Source organism: Streptomyces erythrochromogenes, assembly GCF_036170895.1.
GTDB lineage: Bacteria > Actinomycetota > Actinomycetes > Streptomycetales > Streptomycetaceae > Streptomyces > Streptomyces erythrochromogenes.
Map to the genome: position 1 here is coordinate 5,445,108 of NZ_CP108036.1, position 19,730 is coordinate 5,464,837.

Here is a 19,730-nt window from a genome sequence, read left to right on the forward strand (position 1 = left end):
GTGGCCGTCCGTAGACTGGCCCTGTGAGTGACCAGCAGCCCGAGAGCCACGACCGCCACGACGACGAAGACCTCGCCGGCACCTTCGACGAGTTCGACCAGATCGTGGCGGAAGAGTCCGACCGCGACCCCGACCTGGCGGTGATCGAGGCCGGCAGCCGCACCCTGCGCGCCCAGGCCGGTCCGCCCCAGGGGGACCCGGTGCCCGCCCGGCCCGTCGACCCGGAGGTCGCCAAGGCGCTGCTGGAGGTGGAGCAGGAACTCTCCACCCGATGGGGCGAGACCAAGCTGGAGCCTTCGGTGTCGCGGATCGCGGCGCTGATGGACGTGCTGGGCGAGCCCCAGCGCGCGTACCCCTCCATCCACATCACCGGGACCAACGGCAAGACCAGCACGGCCCGCATGATCGAGGCCCTGCTGAACGCCTTCGAGCTGCGCACCGGCCGGTACACGAGCCCGCACGTGCAGTCGATCACCGAGCGGATCAGCCTCGACGGGGCGCCGATCGAGGCCGAGCGGTTCGTGGAGACGTACCACGACGTCAAGCCGTACGTGGAGATGGTCGACGCCGCCGAGGAGTTCCGGCTGTCCTTCTTCGAGGTGCTCACCGGGATGGCCTACGCGGCCTTCGCGGACGCCCCGGTGGACGTGGCCGTGGTCGAGGTCGGCATGGGCGGCAGCTGGGACGCGACCAACGTCATCGACGGCTCCGTCGCCGTCGTCACCCCGATCAGCCTGGACCACACCGACCGGCTCGGCTCCACGCCCGGTGAGATCGCCGTGGAGAAGGGCGGCATCATCAAGCAGGACGCGACCGTGATCCTGGCGCAGCAGCCGGTGGACGCGGCCCAGGTGCTGCTGAAGAAGGCCGTCGAGGTCGACGCGACGGTGGCCCGCGAGGGCATGGAGTTCGGCGTCGTCTCGCGCGAGGTCGCGGTCGGCGGGCAGCAGCTGACGCTGCGCGGCGTGGGCGGCGAGTACGACGGGATCTTCCTGCCGCTCTACGGCGCCCACATGGCGCACAACGCGGCGGTGGCGCTCGCCGCGGTCGAGGCCTTCTTCGGGGTCGGCGGGCAGCACGCCCGGGTGCTGGACGTGGACACCGTGCGCAAGGCCTTCGCCTCGGTGACCTCGCCCGGCCGCATGGAGGTCGTGCGGCGCAGCCCGACGGTGATCCTGGACGCGGCGCACAACCCGGCGGGCGCGGCGGTCACCGCGGAAGCGGTCACCGAGGCGTTCGGCTTCAGCCGGCTCATCGGCGTCGTGGCCGCGAGCGAGGACAAGGACGTGCGCGGGGTGCTGGAGGCCTTCGAGCCGATCTTCGCGGAGGTCGTGGTCACGCAGAACTCCAGCCACCGGTCGATGGGCGCCGACGAGCTGGCGGCCGTCGCCGTCGAGGTCTTCGGCACGGACCGGGTGCAGGTGGAGCCGCGGCTGGACGACGCCCTGGAGGCGGCGATCACGCTGGCGGAGGAAGAGGCCGAGTACGGAGGGGCCGGGGTCCTGGTGACCGGTTCCGTGATCACGGTGGGCGAGGCCCGCCTGCTGCTGAAGAGGGGCTGAGGATGCGCACGCTGTGTGCGAGCACGCTGATCGGCGAGTTCTTCGTGATCGGCTTCGCGGGGCTGGTCGCCATGAAGGACCCGGACCTGACCCAGGCCACGGTCTGGACTGTGTGCGGGGTCTCGATGCTGCTGTCGGTGCTGCTGTGCGGCATGCTGTCGCGCCCCGGAGCGGTCCAGCTGGGCTGGGCCCTGCAGATCGGCCTCATCGCGAGCGGGTTCTTCGTCCCGACGATGTTCTTCCTTGGCGCGGTGTTCGCCGGCCTGTGGTGGTGCTCCGTGCACTACGGCCGGAAGATCGACTCGATCAAGGAGCGCTGGGCCGCCGCGCAGGAGGCTCCCGGGGCGTCCGCGACCTCCGGAGCGCCCGACACCGCCTGACGGATCCCCCGGCCACCCGGACGGCGGGACCTCCCCGGACGGCCCTGTAGATTCGCCCTACCGCACCCGTATGCCGCAAGGAGCCGCAACATGACCCAGCGCACCCTCGTCCTGCTCAAGCCCGACGCCGTCCGTCGTGGCCTGGTCGGCGAGATCATCGGCCGCATCGAGCGGAAGGCCGGCTGGACCATCCCCGCACTGGAGCTGCGCACGCTCGACCAGGAGACCCTGGAGACGCACTACGGCGAGCACAAGGGCAAGCCGTTCTACGAGCCGCTCATGGGCTTCATGTCCAGCGGCCCGGTCGTGGCCCTGGTCGTCGAGGGGGAGCGCGTGATCGAGGGCGTCCGCCAGCTGGCCGGACCCACCGACCCGATCGCCGCGGCGCCCGGCTCCATCCGCGGCGACTTCGGTACCGTCACCCGGGAGAACCTGATCCACGCCTCGGACTCGGAGGAGTCCGCGGAGCGCGAGCTGAAGCTCTTCTTCCCCGCGCTCTGATCACTCCCTCCTGACGAGACATCAGCCGAATAGCGCTCATGACCTGGGGCGACCGAAGTAATTTCGGTCGCCCCCAGGTAATTCCGGGCCCGAGCGGGAACGCCTGGGCAGGAGACGTCGTCACCACTAAGGGGGCGGGTATCCATTCCGGCGGGATTGCCGGAGTCCCGTCGCGCGGTGTCCGTACCCCGGCACTACGATGGGGCCTCCACCCACACACCCACCTCGCCGACCTGACAGCAGCCGCTATCAACTGGAAGGCCAGACGCTCCTCATGGGGAACAAGGGGAACAACATGTCGTTCATCGGCCGTGACATGGCGATCGACCTCGGGACCGCCAACACGCTGGTGTACGTGAGGGGCCGGGGGATCGTCCTGAACGAGCCGTCCGTGGTCGCCATCAACACGAACACCGGCGGCATCCTGGCGGTCGGCTCGGAGGCGAAGAAGATGATCGGGCGCACGCCCGGAAACATCGTCGCCGTACGGCCCCTCAAGGACGGCGTGATCGCCGACTTCGAGATCACCGAGCGTATGCTCCGGTACTTCATCCTCAAGATCCACAAGCGCCGCTACCTGGCCCGCCCGCGCGTCGTGGTCTGCGTCCCCTCCGGCATCACGGGAGTGGAGCGCCGCGCGGTCATCGAGGCGTCCACGCAGGCCGGCGCCCGCCAGGTGCACATCATCGAAGAGCCCATGGCCGCCGCCATCGGCTCGGGCCTGCCCGTCCACGAGGCCACCGGCAACATGGTCGTGGACATCGGCGGCGGCACCACCGAGGTCGCCGTCATCTCCCTCGGCGGAATCGTCACGGCACAGTCCATCCGCGTGGCCGGCGACGAGCTCGACAACGCGATCATCCAGCACATCAAGAAGGAGTACTCGCTCCTCCTCGGTGAGCGGACGGCCGAACAGATCAAGATCACCATCGGGTCGGCGTACGACCTCGACAAGGACGAGCACACCGAGATCCGCGGCCGGGACCTGGTCTCGGGTCTGCCCAAGACGGTCGTCATCTCGGCCGCCGAGGTGCGCAAGGCCATCGAGGAGCCGGTGAACGCCATCGTCGACGCGGTCAAGACGACGCTCGACAAGTGCCCGCCGGAGCTCTCGGGCGACATCATGGACCGCGGCATCGTCCTGACCGGCGGCGGCGCCCTGCTCCGCGGTCTGGACGAGCGGCTCCGCCGTGAGACCGGCATGCCGATCCACATCGCCGAGGACCCCCTCGACTCCGTCGCGCTCGGCTCCGGCAAGTGCGTCGAGGAGTTCGAGGCCCTCCAGCAGGTCCTGGACGCGCAGCCCCGTCGGTGACCACACCCCTCCCGGCCGGGGAGGGGCTAAGCGGAACACAAGGATCCGCCGTACGGGTGCTACCGGGCCCGTGCGGCGGATCGTTGATATACAGGCAAAAGAGAATTCCGACGAGGAAGGCACGGCCGCCGCACGTGAGGGACACACGAGAAAGCCGGCTGCTCCTGGTGCTTCTGATCGCCATCGCGTTCGCGTTGATCACGGTGGACATCAGGGCAGGCGAGGAGTCACCGGTCGACGGTGCCCGGCAGGCCGCCGCGGCGGTCTTCGGGCCGGTCGAGGAAGGTGTGGCGACCGCGGTCGATCCGGTCGCCAACGCCATAGGGGCCGTACGGGACTCCGGGGAGCGCCACAACCGCATCGCCACGCTGGAGCGCGAGAACGCGGCCCTCAAGGCCAAGCTCGGCAGCGAGGACCAGACCCGCAGCCGCATCCACGAACTCGACGAGATGCTCAAGCGGGCGGGCGCCGGACAGTACGGCATCAAGGGCGCCGAGGTCATCGCCATAGGAGCGGCCCAGGGCTTCTCCTGGACCGTCACCATCGACGCCGGCAGCAAGGACGGCATCGAACGCGACATGACCGTCCTCAACGGCGACGGGCTCGTCGGCCGCGTCACCACCGTGGGCCCCGACACCTCCACCGTCGTCCTCGCCAACGACCCCGACTTCACCGTCGGCACGCGCCTGGAGAAGACCGGCGAACTCGGCTTCGCCACCGGCCAGGGCGACCGCGCCCTGTCCGTCCAGATGCTCAACGGCAAGGCCAAGGTCAGCCCCGGCGACCGGCTCGTCACCTTCGGCTCGCGCGGCAACAAGCCCTTCGTGCCCGGCGTCCCGATCGGCGAGGTGGTCAAGGTCGACCCCTCGCGCGGCGACCTGACCCGCACCGTCTGGGTGCGTCCGTTCGTCGGCTTCTCGCGGCTGGACATCGTCGGCGTCGTGGTGATGCCGCCGCGCGAGGACCCGCGCGACGCCGTCCTGCCGCCCAAGCCCGAGGCCCCCAAGCCCACCCCGACGGTCACCGTCACGGTCACCCCGTCCGGGGCCGCCAGCCCGCTCGCCCAGCCGGCCGACGACTAGGAGCCGACCCCGCATGCGCTTCAACCGGATCCTGCTCTCGGCCACGCTCGTCGTGGTCGCCCTCGTCGTCCAGGTCACCGTCCTGGGCCGGCTCCAACTGCCCGGCGCCGTACCCGACCTGCTGCTCCTCACCGTCGTGTCCCTCGCACTCGTGTACGGGCACGTCAGCGGCGCGCTCATCGGCTTCGGCGCCGGACTCCTCGCCGACCTGGCACCGCCCGCCGACCACGCGGCCGGGCGGTACGCGCTCGTCCTGTGCGTCATCGGCTACGTCGCCGGCCTCGTCCGCCCCGACGGCGGGCGGTTCCGCTCGGCCTGGGGCCCGATGCTGACCGTCGTCGCCGCCGCGATCGGCTCCACCCTGCTCTACGCGGGCGTGGGCGCCCTCGTCGGCGACACCGCAGCCCGCCACGTGGGCCTGACCGGGCTGGTGTTCACCGCCACCCTCTACGACCTGCTGCTCGCGCCCTTCACCGTGCCGTGGATCATGGCGCTGGCGCGCAAGGCCGACAACGACCCGATGGCCGTCGAGGCCGGCGGCGGCCCCGCCAACAAGGCAGCCGACGTCTCCGCCGGCTGGCTGACCGGCGGCACCGGCCTGCGCATCGGCAGCCAGCGCGGCGGCCTGCGCCTGAAGACCGCGCGGTCCCGCGCCAACAAGGCGGTCCGCATAAAGGGCGTCAAGCCGACCAAGGGTGTGAAGAGCGTCAAGAAGCTGTGAGGGAGGAGCAGACGTGACCAACGTCCCGGAGACCGGCCGCACCTCCCGGGTGCAGATCAGGCTCGTCATCATGCAGGTCCTCGTCTTCTCGATGCTCATCACCCTCGGCGGCCGGCTCTGGTTCCTCCAGATCCGCAACGGCGCGGAGTACTACCACGAGGCCAAGAGCAACCACGTCCAGCGGGTCGTCCAGCCGGCCGTGCGCGGCTCGATCCTCGACGCCCGCGGGGTCCCGCTCGCCGACAACGAGACCCGCCTGGTCGTCTCCGCCAGCCGCACAGCGCTGATGAAGATGAAGGACAAGGGCAAGGGCGTCATGACCCGCCTCGCCGACGTCCTGGACATGACCCCCAAGGAGGTCATGGACAAGGTCCGGCTCTGCGACTCCCAGACGCCCAAGCCCTGCTGGAACGGGTCCCCGTACCAGCCGATCCCGGTCACCCTCGAAGCCACCACCCAGCAGGCGCTCCAGCTGCGCGAGCGCCCGGAGGAGTTCCCCGGCATCACCGCGGAGCCCACCGCCGTCCGCCGCTACCCGGCCCCCGGCGGCGCCCGCACCTCACAGGTGCTCGGCTACCTCTCGCCCGTCACCGACGACGAGATCCAGAAGGCCAAGGACACCGACTCCCCGCACCTGCGGTCCGACCAGGTCGGCCGCTCCGGGATCGAGCGCACCTACGACCGCGAGCTGCGCGGCAAGGCGCAGGTCACCTCCTACGAGGTCGACAACCTCGGCCGGGTCATGGGCCAGACCAGGTCCGACCCCGGAATCGCCGGGTCCACCCTCGTCACCAGCATCGACGCACGGGTCCAGGCCGTGGCCGAGTTCGAGCTCCAGCAGGCGATGAAGGTCGTCCGCAACGAGACCGACAACATCACCGGCCGCAAGTACGAGGCCGACTCGGGCGCCGTAGTCGTCATGGAGGCCAAGACCGGCCGCATCGTCGCGATGGCCTCCCAGCCCGACTACGACCCCAACGCCTGGGTCGGCGGCATCTCCGGCGCGGACTACGCCAAGCTCACCAGCAAGGGCTCCAACTACCCGCTGCTCAACCGCGCCATCCAGGGCATGGCCCCCGCCGGCTCCATCTTCAAGGTGGTCTCCGCGAGCGCCGCCGTCCGGGCCGGCTACAAGTTCAACGACAAGTACAACTGCAGCAGCTCCTACAGCCTCGGCGGCCGCAGCTTCGCGAACTTCGAGTCCAAGGGGCACGGCCCCATCACCCTCGGCGAGGCCCTCAAGTTCTCCTGCAACACCGTCTTCTACGCCCTCGGGCACAAGGAGTGGCAGCGCGACGGGGGCCTCAGCCCCAAGAAGGACGCCCACGACTGGTTCTACCGGACGGCCCGCGAGTTCGGGCTCGGCTCCGAGACCGGGATCGACCTGCCCAACGAGGTCAAGGGCCGCATCCCCGACCGCCAGTGGAAGCAGAGCTTCTGGGCGGCCAACAAGAACTCCTGGTGCAAGCAGGGCAAGCGGGGCGGCACCTACGTCGAGCAGATCGCCTACGAGAGCTGCCTCGAAGGCAACCAGCTCAAGGCGTACGACAGCATCAACTTCGCCATCGGCCAGGGCGACGTCCTCGTCACCCCCATCCAGATGGCCACCGCCTACTCCGCCATCAGCAACGGCGGCACCCTCTACAACCCCACCGTCGGCAAGGCCGTGATCAGCCCCGACGGCAAGCGCGTCGAGATGATCAAGCCCCAGTCCCACGGCAGGCTCCCCATCGGCGCCCAGACCGTCGCGGACCTCGACAAGGGCCTGCGCATGGTCGTCGAGCCCGGCGGCACCGCCGCGTGGCGCTTCGGCGGCTGGCCCCAGGACAAGATCCCGATGCACGCGAAGACGGGTACCGCCCAGGTCTACGGCAAGCAGACCACCTCGTGGCTGGCGACCTACACCAAGGACTTCACGATCGTCATGACGATCTCCCAGGGCGGCACCGGCTCCGGAGCCTCCGGCCCCGCCGTCCGCAACCTCTACAACGCCCTCTACGGTCTGACCATGGACGGGAAGTACGACCCGAAGAAGGCCCTGCTGCCGGTCCCGGAGGCGAAACTGCCCAAGATCAACCCCGACGGCTCCATCGAGTCCCCCGAGATCAGGCCGTACGTACCGCCGTCCGCGGAGGAACTGGAACCGCCGGCACTCGCCGGGCCTCCCCCGACACGGCACGACTGAGGACCCCATACCGACATGCCAACCGCCAACAAGTTCTCCGTCTCCCGGTACGCGCCCGAGCGCGGCCCGATGGCCAAGCTCACCGCCCGCGACTCCGTGCTGCGCCGGCTCGACTGGCCGATCCTGCTCTCGTCGCTCGCACTGTCCTTCCTCGGGGCCCTGCTCGTGTGGTCGGCCACCCGCAACAGGACCACCCTGAACCAGGGCGACCCCTATTACTTCCTCGCCCGGCACGCCCTGAACACCGGCATCGGCCTGGTGCTGATGATCGGCACCATCTGGCTCGGCCACCGCACCCTGCGCGGAGCCGTCCCCGTCCTCTACGGGCTCTCGCTCGTGCTCATCCTCGCCGTGCTGACCCCGCTCGGCGCCACCATCAACGGCGCCCACGCGTGGATCGTGATCGGCGGCGGATTCTCCCTCCAGCCGTCCGAGTTCGTGAAGATCACGATCATCCTGGTCATGGCGATGCTGCTCGCCACCCGGGTGGACGCGGGCGACCTCGCCCATCCGGACCACCGCACGGTCGTCAAGGCGCTCTGCCTGGCCGCCGCCCCGATGGGCATCGTCATGCTGATGCCCGACCTCGGCTCCGTCATGGTCATGGTCGTCATCGTGCTCGGCGTGCTGCTCGCCTCCGGGGCCTCCAACCGCTGGGTGATCGGCCTCCTCGCCTCCGGCGTGGGCGGAGCCGTCCTGATATGGCAGCTCGGCGTGCTCGACGAGTACCAGATCAACCGCTTCGCGGCCTTCGCCAACCCCGAGCTCGACCCCGCCGGCGTCGGCTACAACACCAACCAGGCGCGCATCGCGATCGGCTCCGGCGGCCTGACCGGCTCCGGGCTCTTCAAGGGCTCGCAGACCACCGGCCAGTTCGTGCCCGAGCAGCAGACGGACTTCGTCTTCACCGTGGCCGGCGAGGAGCTCGGCTTCGTCGGGGCCGGCCTGATCCTCGTACTGCTGGGCGTCATCCTCTGGCGGGCCTGCGTGATCGCCCGGGAGACCACCGAGCTCTACGGGACCATCGTGTGCGCCGGCATCATCGCCTGGTTCGCCTTCCAGTCCTTCGAGAACATCGGGATGACCCTCGGCATCATGCCCGTTGCCGGTCTGCCGCTGCCGTTCGTGTCCTACGGAGGCTCGTCGATGTTCGCCGTGTGGATAGCGGTAGGACTCCTCCAGTCGATCAAGGTCCAACGGCCATTGTCAGCCTGATGTTCCGTTCATCCTGCAGACGTGTTCCGTTCAGGATTAAGTTCGGTACATGGCGGACACAAAGCGCGAGATCGAGCGTAAATTCGAGTTCTCCAAGGCCAAATCTGCCCGGCGCGGGGTGCCGGACCTGACGGGGACGGCCGCGATCGCGGCCGTCACCGACCAGGGCACCGTCGACCTCGACGCCGTCTACTACGACACCCCCGACCAGCGGCTCGCCGCCGACGGTCTCACCCTCCGGCGCAGAACGGGCGGCGCGGACGAGGGCTGGCACCTCAAACTGCCCGTCTCCCCGGGAGTGCGCGACGAGGTCGGCGCCGCGCTCAGCGACACGCTCCCACCCGCCCTCGCCGCCCTCGTCCGCTCCCGCGTCCGCGACGCCGGACTCGGCCCGCAGGTCCGGCTGGTCTCCTCGCGCCGCGTCAGCCATCTGCTCGACGCCGACGGAGCACTCCTGGCCGAACTGAGCACCGACGAGGTCCTGGCCGAGCGCGGCGACGCCACCGCCGGCTGGACCGAGGTCGAGGTCGAACTCGCCGACGGAGTCGACCCCGACCTGCTCGACGCCGTCGAGAAGACCTTCCGCAAGGCCGGGCTCCGGGTCTCCGACGCCCCCTCGAAACTCGCCCGGGCCCTCGCCGAGACCGACGCCGCGCCCCCGGCCCGCTCCTTCGGAGGCGGCCCCGAGGGCACCGCCGGCGCGCACGTCGTCGCGTACCTGGCCGAGCAGCGCGACGCCCTGGTCGCCCAGGACCCGGCCGTACGGCGCAACCTGCCGGACTCCGTCCACCAGATGCGGGTCGCCACCCGCCGGCTGCGCAGCGCCTTCAAGACCTACCGCAAGGTCCTGGACCGCGAGGTCACCGACCCGCTCGGCGAGGAGCTGCGCTGGCTGGCCGCCGAACTCGGCGTCGACCGCGACCAGGAGGTCCTGATGGAGCGGCTCCAGGCCCAGCTCGCCGACCTGCCCCGCACCCTGCTGACCGGCCCCGTCCGCAGCCGGCTGCGGACGTGGAACACCGGCCGGCGCGCCGGATCGCGCCGCAGGGCCCTGGCCGCGCTCGACAGCGACCGCTACGTCACCCTGCTGAACTCCCTCGACGCCCTGCTGGACGCGCCCCCGCTGCTCGACGGCGCGGCCGGCTCCCCGGAGAAGGTCCTGCCGAAGGCGGTGCTCCGCGACTACGCGCGCCTCGCCACCCGGATCGACGGCGCCCTCGCCCTCGACGCCGGCAAGGAACGGGACCTGGCCCTGCACGAGGCCCGCAAGGCGGCCAAGCGCGTGCGGTACGCGGCGGAGTCGGCCGTCCCCGAGCTCGGCAAGCCGGCGAAACACCTGGCCAAGGCCGTGAAGAAGGTGCAGACCCTGCTCGGCGACCACCAGGACAGCGTCGTGGCCCGCGAGGCCCTGCGCGGCCTCGCGGCCCAAGCGGCCGACGCGGGGGAGTCCGCCTTCACCTGGGGTGTGCTCTACGGCCGCGAGGAGGCCCTGGCGGAGCGCCGTGAGCGGGAGCTTCCGGACGTATGGGCGAAGGCCTCGGCCCCCGCCCTGCGGGCGGCCCTGCGGTGATCATGCGGGTGGGGGCGGCTGAGCCGTCGGGGTACGCTAGATAGCTGCCCCCTTCCCGCTTCACGAAAGTCGCGTGATGACCGAGTCGGTCTTCCCTCAGCTTGAGGCCCTGCTTCCGCACGTGCAGAAGCCCATCCAGTACGTCGGCGGTGAACTCAACTCCACGGTCAAGGAGTGGGACAGCTGCGACGTCCGCTGGGCCCTCATGTACCCGGACGCATACGAAGTCGGGCTGCCCAACCAGGGCGTCATGATCCTCTACGAGGTGCTCAACGAGCGCGAGGGCGTCCTCGCCGAGCGCACCTACAGCGTGTGGCCGGACCTCGAAGAACTGATGCGCGAGCACAAGGTGCCCCAGTTCACCGTGGACAGCCACCGCCCCGTGTCCGCCTTCGACGTGTTCGGCCTGTCCTTCTCCACGGAGCTGGGCTACACCAACATGCTGACGGCCCTGGACCTCGCGGGCATCCCGCTGGAGGCCAGGAACCGCACGGTGGACCACCCGATCGTCCTCGCGGGCGGCCACGCGGCCTTCAACCCGGAGCCGATCGCGGAGTTCATCGACTGCGCGGTCATCGGCGACGGCGAGCAGGCCGTCCTCGACATGACCGAGATCATCCGCACCTGGAAGGCCGAGGGCCGGCCGGGCGGCCGCGAGGAGGTCCTCCTCCGTCTCGCCAAGACCGGCAACGTCTACGTCCCCGGCTTCTACGACGTCGAGTACCTGCCCGACGGCCGTATCGGCCGCGTCGTGCCCAACCGGTCCGGCGTGCCGTGGCGCGTGTCCAAGCACACCGTCATGGACCTCGACGAGTGGCCCTACCCCAAGCAGCCCCTCGTCCCGCTCGCGGAGACCGTCCACGAGCGCATGTCCGTCGAGATCTTCCGCGGTTGCACCCGCGGCTGCCGTTTCTGCCAGGCCGGCATGATCACGCGCCCCGTGCGGGAGCGAAGCATCACCGGCATCGGCGAGATGGTCGAGAAGGGTCTCAAGGCGACCGGCTTCGAGGAGGTCGGCCTGCTCTCGCTGTCCTCCGCGGACCACACCGAGATCGCCGACATCGCCAAGGGCCTGGCGGACCGCTACTCGGACGACAAGGTGGGCCTGTCCCTCCCGTCGACCCGCGTGGACGCCTTCAACGTGGACCTGGCCAACGAGCTGACCCGCAACGGTCGCCGCTCCGGTCTGACCTTCGCCCCCGAGGGCGGCTCCGAGCGCATGCGCAAGGTCATCAACAAGATGGTCTCGGAAGAGGACCTGATCCGCACCGTCTCCACGGCGTACGGCAACGGCTGGCGCCAGGTGAAGCTGTACTTCATGTGCGGCCTGCCCACCGAGACCGACGAGGACGTGCTCCAGATCGGCGACATGGCGGTCAACGTCATCGCCAAGGGCCGCGAGGTCTCGGGCCAGAACGACATCCGCTGCACGGTGTCCATCGGCGGGTTCGTGCCCAAGCCGCACACCCCGTTCCAGTGGGCGCCGCAGCTGTCGGCCGAGGAGACGGACGCCCGCCTGGGCAAGCTCCGCGACAAGATCCGCGGCGACAAGAAGTACGGCCGCTCCATCGGCTTCCGCTACCACGACGGCAAGCCGGGCATCGTCGAGGGCCTCCTCTCGCGCGGCGACCGCCGCATCGGCGACGTCATCCGCGCCGTGTACGAGTCGGGCGGCCGCTTCGACGGCTGGCGCGAGCACTTCAGCTACGACCGCTGGATGGAGGCGGCCGAGAAGACGCTGCCCGCCTACGGCGTGGACGTGGCCTGGTACACGACGCGCGAGCGCACCTACGAGGAGGTCCTGCCCTGGGACCACCTGGACTCCGGTCTCGACAAGGACTGGCTCTGGGAGGACTGGCAGGACGCCCTCGACGAGACCGAGGTCGACGACTGCCGCTGGACCCCGTGCTTCGACTGCGGCGTCTGCCCGCAGATGCAGACCGAGATCCAGATCGGCCCGACCGGCAAGAAGCTGCTGCCGCTGTCGGTCGTGAAGTAACCCTTGGGTCACGAGAGGCCCCCGCCCGCAACGGGTGGGGGCCTCCGTCGTGTCCTTCACTGCATGGAAACGGACAAGCGGCCTCCCGCCGGCGGCGGCGACGGGTGCCTGGTGGGCGTCATCAGGATCCCCGTGAAGATCGTCGCCGTACTCGTCGTACTGCCCGTACGGGTGGTCTGGGAGCTGCTGGCCGCCGGAGGCCGGGCCGTGCACCGGCACGTCCTGGGGCCGCTGTACGTCCATGCCGTCGAGCCGCTGCTGCGCGCGCTGGGATGGCTGCTGACCACGCTGCTCAAGCTGGTCTTCGTCTGGCCGTGGGTCGGGCTGTGGCGGTACGTGCTCGTCCCGGTCGGGCAGGGGCTGGCCTGGCTGTGGCGGGGCCTGTACGCCCAGGTGCTGGCGCCGGCCGGGCGGTTCCTGACCGCCTACGTGCTGCGTCCGCTCGGGGAGGCGCTGGCCTGGCTCGGCCGCGGCGGCATGCGCTACCTGCTCGCGCCCCTCGCCAAGGGCGTCACCTGGATCGGGTGGGCCCTCGGCATGACGCTGTTCGTCTGGCCGTGGGTCGCGCTGTGGCGCTACGTGCTCGCGCCCGTGGGCCGCGGGATCGCCTGGCTCGCCGCCGCGGTGTACCGGTACGTGCTCACCCCCGTCGGGCACGGCCTCGGATGGCTGGCGGTCGCGGTGTTCCGGTACCTGTTGCGGCCGGTCGGGCTGGGTCTCGTATGGCTCGTGGCCGCCCTCTACCGGTACCTGTTGCGGCCCGTCGGGCTCGGCATCGCGTGGCTCGCCGCCGCCCTGTACCGGTACGTGCTCACCCCGGTCGGGCAGGTCCTCGTCTGGGCCTGGCACGTGGCCGGGAGGATCGCCGGCGCCCTGTGGCGCGGGCTCAAGTGGGCCGGCCGGGTACTGGTCGGGTGGCCCGCCTCGCGGGTGTACCGGCACGTCCTCACTCCCGTCGGGCACGCCGCGCGCGAGGTCTGGCGGACGGGCCGCGCCGCCGTCCGCGAGGCACGGGCCACCGTGCGCCGTGCGCTCTTCGGTACTCCTCCCGTGGAACCGGCGAGGTCACGGGCGCGTACTCTGGGTAGTACGACAGCCGCCGACGCGGCACCCGCAGACGAGATCTCCCTGTCCCGACGGCAGGGGTGAGCCGGAGCGGGTCGACAGACCTCAGGGCGATGCGCGAGCCGCGGAGCCCCGCACAAGGAGAAGAACCACTGGGCAAGCGACAGCCCGAAGGCCCGCCTCCCGCACCGGTGGTGCAGCGCATCCGACTGCGCTACACCAAGCGCGGCCGCCTCCGGTTCACCAGCCACCGAGACTTCCAGCGCGCCTTCGAGCGGGCCCTGCGCCGCGCCGAGGTGCCGATGGCGTACTCGGCGGGCTTCACCCCCCACCCGCGCGTCTCGTACGCGAACGCCGCCCCTACCGGGACCGGCAGCGAGGCCGAATACCTGGAGATCGGCCTCGCCGCGCCGCGCGACCCCGAGAAGCTCCGCGAGCTGCTCGACGAGTCGATGCCGGCCGGACTCGACATCATCGACGCCGTCGAGGCCCGTACCTCGGGCCTGGCCGACCGGCTGACCGCCTCCGTGTGGGAGCTGCGCCTGGACGGCGTGGAGCTCGCCGAGGCCGAGCGGGCCGTGACGGTCTTCCTCGCCGCCGAGGCCGTCGAGGTGCAGCGCAAGACCAAGAACGGCGTGCGGACCTTCGACACCCGCGGCGCCGTCGTCAGCCTCGAAGCGCTTCCGGCGCCGGCTGATAGGCCGCTGGACAATGCTTGTGCGATACTGCGGCTGGTTGTTCGGCATCTGACACCTGCCGTGCGACCCGACGACGTCCTGTCCGGTCTCCGAGCTGTGGCCGACCTGGCGCCGCCGGTCCCCTCTGCGGTGACCAGGCTGGCGCAGGGGCTCTTCGACGAGGAGTCCGGCACGGTGACCGACCCGCTCGCGCCCGACCGCGAGGCAGACACGGCCGCCCCACCCACGGTCGCCGTGACCGCCGACGCGAAGGCGCCGGAAGGTCCCGCCGCGTAGGGATCGTCGTCGTCGCGCAGCCCTGGCACTCGGGAGCCACCTGGGTCGGGCCGCGCACAGACCTGAAGACTTCCGCCAGGCCGTACGAACACACACGTACGGAACCGGCGGCCATGGACTACAGCTCCCGTGTGGCGAACGCGCCCCGGAGGCCGGCTCCGCGTCATCGCGCGGAGCCGTGCCGGACCGGAAGTCAGCCGCGGCGCCCGGGAGCGTGACGGGAGAACCGCCCGCAATGCTCAACAACGAAAACGACACCATCCCCGCCGGCGCCGACAGCGGCAGCCCCAGCGACAACCTGCCCCCGCGCAGGCGTCGCCGCGCCGCTTCCCGGCCGGCCGGTCCGCCCGGCGGCACCCCCGCCGCCGAGGTGACTCCGGTGGCGGAGCCCGCCCCCGTCGAGGAGGCCGCTCCGGCCGCCGCACCCGCCCGTCCCCGCCGCCGCGCGACCCGCGCCGTGGCCGCTCCGAAGGCCCAGGCTGCGGAGGCCGTCGTCGAGCCCGCCACCGAGACCCCGGTCGCCGAGGCCGCTGCTCCGGTAGTGGAGGAGGCTGCTTCGGCTCCGGCTCCGCGTGCCCGCCGTCGTGCGACCCGTGCCGTGGCCGCTCCGGCGGCTGAGGCTGCCGAGGTTCCGGTTGTGGAGGCTCCGGCTGCTGCCGAGGCCGCTGCTCCGGTGGTCGAGGAGGCTGCTTCGGCTCCGGCTCCGCGTGCCCGCCGTCGTGCGACCCGTGCCGTGGCCGCTCCGGCGGCTGAGGCTGCCGAGGTTCCGGTTGTGGAGGCTCCGGCTGGTGCCGAGGCCGCTGCTCCGGTGGTCGAGGAGGCTGCTTCGGCTCCGGCTCCGCGTGCCCGCCGTCGTGCCACCCGCGCCGTCACCGCTCCGGCCGCCGAGGCCCCGGCGGTGGAGACCGCCGCCGAGCCCGCCCCGGCCGCCGCCGCGGAGGAGGAGGCTCCCAAGGCCGCTCGCGCCGTGACCGTCGCCGACGCGGTGGACGCCCCGAAGCGCGGCCGCCGCCGTGCCACCCGCTCCACCACCGCTGCCGCCTCCGCCGCCCCGCAGCAGCCCGCCGCCGCCGAGCCCGAGGCCGCCGAGGCGCCCGCCGCTCCGGCCCGTGGCCGCCGCGCGGTGCGTCCCGCCGTCGCCGTCTTCCAGGCGCCGGTCTTCACCGAGCCGATGTTCCAGACCCCCGAGACCGCCGCCATGGCCGCCGCTGCAGCCGCAGCCGCGATCGAGGCGGAGGAGGCCGAGGAGGAGGAAGAGGTCGAGGCCGCCGCTCCCGCCGAGCCCGCGCAGCCCGCCGGCCGCCGCCGTCGCCGCGGCCGCGGCGCCGCCGAGACCGCTCCGGTCTCCCTGCCCGAGGTGCTCGCGGAGGAGCCGGAGGCCGAGGCCGCCGAGTTCGAAGAGGAGTCCGCCGAGGCCGCGGAATTCGACGAGGGCGACGAGTCGGGCGAGCGCCCCTCGCGCCGCCGCCGTCGCGGTGGCCGTCGCCGCCGTCGGGGTGAGGCCGCCGACCTCGACGAGTCCGCCGAGGAGGAGGCCGAGGCCGAGGCCGAGCAGGACGCCGACGAGGAAGAGGACGAGGAGACCGAGGAGGCCTCCGGTTCCACCTCCAGCCGCCGTCGCCGCCGTCGCCGTCGCCGCAGCGGTGAGCCCGCCGACGTCACCGGCGAGTCCGCCGGCGACGAGGACGGTGTCCGCACCGTCGTCAAGGTCCGCGAGCCGCGCCCGGCGCGCGAGAAGGCCGAGCCGTCCGACGAGGTCCAGTCCATCAAGGGCTCGACCCGCCTGGAGGCGAAGAAGCAGCGCCGCCGCGAGGGCCGCGAGCAGGGCCGCCGCCGCGTGCCGATCATCACCGAGGCCGAGTTCCTGGCCCGCCGCGAGGCCGTCGAGCGCGTCATGGTCGTCCGCCAGAGCGGCGAGCGCACCCAGATCGGCGTCCTCGAGGACAACGTGCTCGTCGAGCACTACGTCAACAAGGAAGAGGCCACCTCGTACGTCGGCAACGTCTACCTGGGCAAGGTCCAGAACGTGCTGCCGTCGATGGAGGCCGCCTTCATCGACATCGGCAAGGGCCGCAACGCGGTCCTGTACGCCGGTGAGGTCAACTTCGAGGCGCTCGGCATGGCCAACGGGCCGCGCCGCATCGAGTCCGCCCTCAAGTCCGGCCAGTCGGTCCTCGTGCAGGTCACCAAGGACCCGATCGGACACAAGGGCGCCCGCCTGACCAGCCAGGTCTCGCTGCCCGGCCGCTACCTGGTCTATGTGCCCGAGGGCTCGATGACCGGCATCAGCCGCAAGCTGCCCGACACCGAGCGCGCGCGCCTGAAGACCATCCTCAAGAAGATCGTCCCCGAGGACGCGGGCGTCATCGTGCGCACCGCCGCCGAGGGTGCGAGCGAGGACGAGCTGCGCCGCGACGTCGAGCGCCTGCAGGCCCAGTGGGAGGACATCCAGAAGAAGTCGAAGCAGATCACGACCTCTTCGCCGTCCCTCCTGTACGGCGAGCCGGACATGACCGTCCGCGTCGTGCGCGACATCTTCAACGAGGACTTCTCGAAGGTCATCGTCAGCGGTGACGGCGCCTGGGAGACCATCCACGGCTACGTCTCGCACGTGGCCCCGGACCTGGCCGACCGGCTCCAGCGCTGGACCTCCGAGGTCGACGTCTTCGCGACGTACCGGATCGACGAGCAGCTCGCCAAGGCGCTCGACCGCAAGGTGTGGCTGCCGTCGGGCGGCTCGCTTGTGATCGACAAGACCGAGGCGATGATCGTCATCGACGTCAACACCGGCAAGTTCACCGGTCAGGGCGGCAACCTCGAGGAGACCGTCACCAGGAACAACCTGGAGGCGGCCGAGGAGATCGTGCGCCAGCTGCGGCTGCGCGACCTCGGCGGCATCGTCGTCATCGACTTCATCGACATGGTCCTGGAGTCCAACCGCGACCTGGTCCTGCGCCGCATGCTGGAGTGCCTGGGCCGCGACCGTACGAAGCACCAGGTCGCCGAGGTCACCTCGCTGGGCCTGGTCCAGATGACCCGCAAGCGGGTCGGCCAGGGTCTGCTGGAGTCCTTCTCCGAGACCTGCGTCCACTGCAACGGCCGCGGTGTCATCGTCCACATGGAGACGCCGACCGCGATCGGCGGCGGTGGCAACGGCAAGCGCTCCAAGCGCCGTGGCGGCCGCAGCGAGTTCGACCAGCACGACCACGAGGTCGAGACGGTCGAGACCGCCGAGTCCGAGGCCTTCGAGTCCGAGGCCGAGGTGGCCGCCGAGGTGGCGGCGCCGAAGGCGCTGCCCGAGCCGGAGTTCGTCGCGGGCGAGGAGCTCTACAGCTCCCCGGCCGAGGCCGAGGCCGCAGCGGGCCTGAGCGGACGACGCAACCGGCGCCGTGCCACCCGCAAGGCCACCGCTCCGGCGGGTGCCCCGCGGGGCGAGGCCGCCGCCGTGCAGGCCCCGGCCCCCGTGGCCGAGGTCGTCGCCGAGCCGGTGACCGAGCCGGCCGACACCGTCCTGGAGCCGGCCGCCGAGGTCGTCGCCGAGGCCGTCGAGGCCGCGGAGTCGGTCGAGGCCGCCCCCGTCGCGCCGGTGGAGGAGGCCGCGCCGAAGGGCCGTACCCGTCGCCGTGCGACCCGCAAGGCCACCGCGCCGGCCCCGGTGGTCGAGGCCGAGCCGGAGCCCGAGCCGGTCGTGGCCGCCGAGCCCGTCGCCGAGCCCGAGCCCGTCGTCGAGCCCGAGCCCGTCGTCGCGGCCGAGGAGGCCCCGGTGGCGGAGGCCGCACCGGCCCGTCCGCGCCGCCGTGCCACCCGTAAGGCCACCGCACCCGCCGGTTCCCCGGCGGGCGCCGCGGAGGCCGCCGTGGTGGTCGTCGAGGCCCCGGTGACCGAGCCGGCGGCGCCGGCCGAGGAAGCCGCGCCCGCAGAGGAGCCCGCGCCGGCCAAGAAGGCCGCCCGCAAGGCTCCGGCCAAGAAGGCGGCCGCGGCGAAGAAGGCCCCGGCCAAGAAGGCGGCGGCCGCCAAGAAGACCGCGGTCAAGAAGACGGCCACGACCAAGAAGACCGCGACGAAGCGGGCGACGAAGAAGACCGCGGCGGCGGAGCAGCAGGCTGCCCCGTCCGTCTCGGCTCCGACCGAAGCCTGATCCGTCACGTGGTCGTGGGCCCCGCCGAGCGGCGGGGCCCACGACCGTGCGGGGCCCGGTTTGACCCTCCGGAACCGGCCCCGTAACCTAGACCGTCGGCGTGTCCTGTACGCGCCGCGCTCCTGAGCACCTTCCTCCCACTTCCCGCGCGCAAGCGCTGTACGGGAGAGGCCGCTCGTCCAATCCGGATCAGCGCGGGCCCCGGCCCGCCTGAGCGGCTGGCTTCAGGAGCATCCGTCCCGAGTGAGAGAGAGATCCGCGTGTACGCCATCGTGCGCAGCGGTGGTCGCCAGCACAAGGTTGCTGTCGGCGACATCGTTGAGGTTGACAAGATTTCCACTGCCAAGGTTGGCGACACGGTCGAGCTCTCGACCCTGCTCGTTGTCGACGGCGACGCCGTGACCAGCGACCCGTGGGTCCTGGCCGGTATCAAGGTCACGGCCGAGGTCGTGGACCACCACAAGGGCGCCAAGATCGACATCCTGCGCTACAAGAACAAGACCGGCTACCGCCGTCGCCAGGGTCACCGCCAGCAGTACACGGCGATCAAGGTCACCGGTATCCCCGCGGCTGCGAAGTAAGAGGGACTGAGACATGGCACACAAGAAGGGCGCATCGTCCACCCGGAACGGGCGCGATTCCAATGCTCAGCGGCTCGGCGTGAAGCGCTTCGGCGGTCAGGTCGTTTCCGCTGGTGAGATCCTCGTCCGCCAGCGCGGCACCCACTTCCACCCCGGTTCGGGTGTGGGCCGTGGCGGCGACGACACGCTGTTCGCGCTGCAGGCGGGTGCTGTCCAGTTCGGCACGCACCGTGGCCGCAAGGTCGTCAACATCGTTCCGGCCGCCTGATCCAGCTTCGGCTGATCAAGCGTACGTAACTTCCCGAGGGCGGATCTCAGCTCTTCCCGGCTCAGGCCGGGAAGAGAGGTCCGCCCTCGGCGCGTTGTCACATAGACACGTTTAATGGGCAGCAAGGCCTGCCCCCGGATTTTCCGGACTATCCCCGCTGTATCTGGAGGAACA

Annotated in this window: 15 protein-coding genes; all 15 read left to right on the forward strand. The window is 71.3% G+C overall.

Annotated elements, in window-relative coordinates; translation table 11 throughout:
- Window positions 1-23 precede the first annotated feature (23 nt).
- Window positions 24-1,562 carry a bifunctional tetrahydrofolate synthase/dihydrofolate synthase gene (gene folC / locus OHA91_RS24850; protein ID WP_381620076.1) on the forward strand — a complete coding sequence of 513 codons (1,539 nt, stop codon included), beginning with the start codon at window positions 24-26 and terminating at the stop codon, window positions 1,560-1,562.
- A 2-nt stretch (window positions 1,563-1,564) separates the two neighbouring features.
- Entirely contained in the window at window positions 1,565-1,942 is a 378-nt protein-coding gene (locus OHA91_RS24855) for a DUF4233 domain-containing protein (protein WP_031145635.1), read from the forward strand.
- A 90-nt stretch (window positions 1,943-2,032) separates the two neighbouring features.
- Window positions 2,033-2,443: a nucleoside-diphosphate kinase gene (gene ndk / locus OHA91_RS24860; protein ID WP_031145638.1), complete on the forward strand. Its 411-nt coding sequence runs from the start codon at window positions 2,033-2,035 to the stop codon at window positions 2,441-2,443.
- Between the two features lie 295 nt (window positions 2,444-2,738).
- Window positions 2,739-3,758 (forward strand): rod shape-determining protein, encoded by a 1,020-nt coding sequence (locus OHA91_RS24865; RefSeq protein ID WP_008738981.1) that lies wholly within the window; start codon window positions 2,739-2,741, stop codon window positions 3,756-3,758.
- Window positions 3,759-3,892: 134 nt separating this feature from the next.
- A complete protein-coding gene (gene mreC / locus OHA91_RS24870) occupies window positions 3,893-4,840 on the forward strand; it encodes a rod shape-determining protein MreC (protein WP_136230803.1) in 948 nt (315 codons plus the stop codon).
- 13 nt (window positions 4,841-4,853) lie between these two features.
- Window positions 4,854-5,561 (forward strand): rod shape-determining protein MreD, encoded by a 708-nt coding sequence (mreD, locus tag OHA91_RS24875; RefSeq protein ID WP_031145643.1) that lies wholly within the window; start codon window positions 4,854-4,856, stop codon window positions 5,559-5,561.
- Window positions 5,562-5,574: 13 nt separating this feature from the next.
- Window positions 5,575-7,746, forward strand: a complete 2,172-nt coding sequence (gene mrdA, locus OHA91_RS24880) for a penicillin-binding protein 2 (protein ID WP_328740039.1) — start codon at window positions 5,575-5,577, stop codon at window positions 7,744-7,746.
- Between the two features lie 15 nt (window positions 7,747-7,761).
- Complete coding sequence (gene rodA, locus OHA91_RS24885) at window positions 7,762-8,961, forward strand: rod shape-determining protein RodA (protein WP_328740040.1); 1,200 nt, start codon at window positions 7,762-7,764, stop codon at window positions 8,959-8,961.
- A gap of 49 nt (window positions 8,962-9,010) precedes the next feature.
- Entirely contained in the window at window positions 9,011-10,531 is a 1,521-nt protein-coding gene (locus OHA91_RS24890; protein ID WP_031145649.1) for a CYTH and CHAD domain-containing protein, read from the forward strand.
- A 73-nt stretch (window positions 10,532-10,604) separates the two neighbouring features.
- Window positions 10,605-12,530, forward strand: a complete 1,926-nt coding sequence (locus OHA91_RS24895; protein ID WP_209441440.1) for a TIGR03960 family B12-binding radical SAM protein — start codon at window positions 10,605-10,607, stop codon at window positions 12,528-12,530.
- 63 nt (window positions 12,531-12,593) lie between these two features.
- Window positions 12,594-13,679: a hypothetical protein gene (locus OHA91_RS24900; RefSeq protein ID WP_328740041.1), complete on the forward strand. Its 1,086-nt coding sequence runs from the start codon at window positions 12,594-12,596 to the stop codon at window positions 13,677-13,679.
- Between the two features lie 110 nt (window positions 13,680-13,789).
- On the forward strand, window positions 13,790-14,569 hold the full coding sequence (locus tag OHA91_RS24905; RefSeq protein WP_031145655.1) for a TIGR03936 family radical SAM-associated protein: 780 nt from the start codon (window positions 13,790-13,792) through the stop codon (window positions 14,567-14,569).
- A gap of 235 nt (window positions 14,570-14,804) precedes the next feature.
- Window positions 14,805-18,707: an Rne/Rng family ribonuclease gene (locus tag OHA91_RS24910; protein WP_328740042.1), complete on the forward strand. Its 3,903-nt coding sequence runs from the start codon at window positions 14,805-14,807 to the stop codon at window positions 18,705-18,707.
- Between the two features lie 260 nt (window positions 18,708-18,967).
- Window positions 18,968-19,288 (forward strand): 50S ribosomal protein L21, encoded by a 321-nt coding sequence (gene rplU / locus OHA91_RS24915; RefSeq protein ID WP_015033583.1) that lies wholly within the window; start codon window positions 18,968-18,970, stop codon window positions 19,286-19,288.
- Between the two features lie 13 nt (window positions 19,289-19,301).
- Window positions 19,302-19,556: a 50S ribosomal protein L27 gene (gene rpmA, locus OHA91_RS24920; RefSeq protein ID WP_030027134.1), complete on the forward strand. Its 255-nt coding sequence runs from the start codon at window positions 19,302-19,304 to the stop codon at window positions 19,554-19,556.
- The last annotated feature ends 174 nt before the right edge of the window (window positions 19,557-19,730 follow it).

What these genes read in the sequence shown, in the direction of transcription:
- OHA91_RS24855 (WP_031145635.1), top strand. Translation starts at nt 1,565, where the DNA reads ATGCGCACGCTGTGTGCGAGCACGCTGATCGGCGAGTTCTTCGTGATC.
- OHA91_RS24910 (WP_328740042.1), top strand. Translation starts at nt 14,805, where the DNA reads ATGCTCAACAACGAAAACGACACCATCCCCGCCGGCGCCGACAGCGGC.
- mreD (WP_031145643.1), top strand. Translation starts at nt 4,854, where the DNA reads ATGCGCTTCAACCGGATCCTGCTCTCGGCCACGCTCGTCGTGGTCGCC.
- OHA91_RS24890 (WP_031145649.1), top strand. Translation starts at nt 9,011, where the DNA reads ATGGCGGACACAAAGCGCGAGATCGAGCGTAAATTCGAGTTCTCCAAG.
- rodA (WP_328740040.1), top strand. Translation starts at nt 7,762, where the DNA reads ATGCCAACCGCCAACAAGTTCTCCGTCTCCCGGTACGCGCCCGAGCGC.
- OHA91_RS24900 (WP_328740041.1), top strand. Translation starts at nt 12,594, where the DNA reads ATGGAAACGGACAAGCGGCCTCCCGCCGGCGGCGGCGACGGGTGCCTG.
- ndk (WP_031145638.1), top strand. Translation starts at nt 2,033, where the DNA reads ATGACCCAGCGCACCCTCGTCCTGCTCAAGCCCGACGCCGTCCGTCGT.
- rpmA (WP_030027134.1), top strand. Translation starts at nt 19,302, where the DNA reads ATGGCACACAAGAAGGGCGCATCGTCCACCCGGAACGGGCGCGATTCC.
- OHA91_RS24865 (WP_008738981.1), top strand. Translation starts at nt 2,739, where the DNA reads ATGTCGTTCATCGGCCGTGACATGGCGATCGACCTCGGGACCGCCAAC.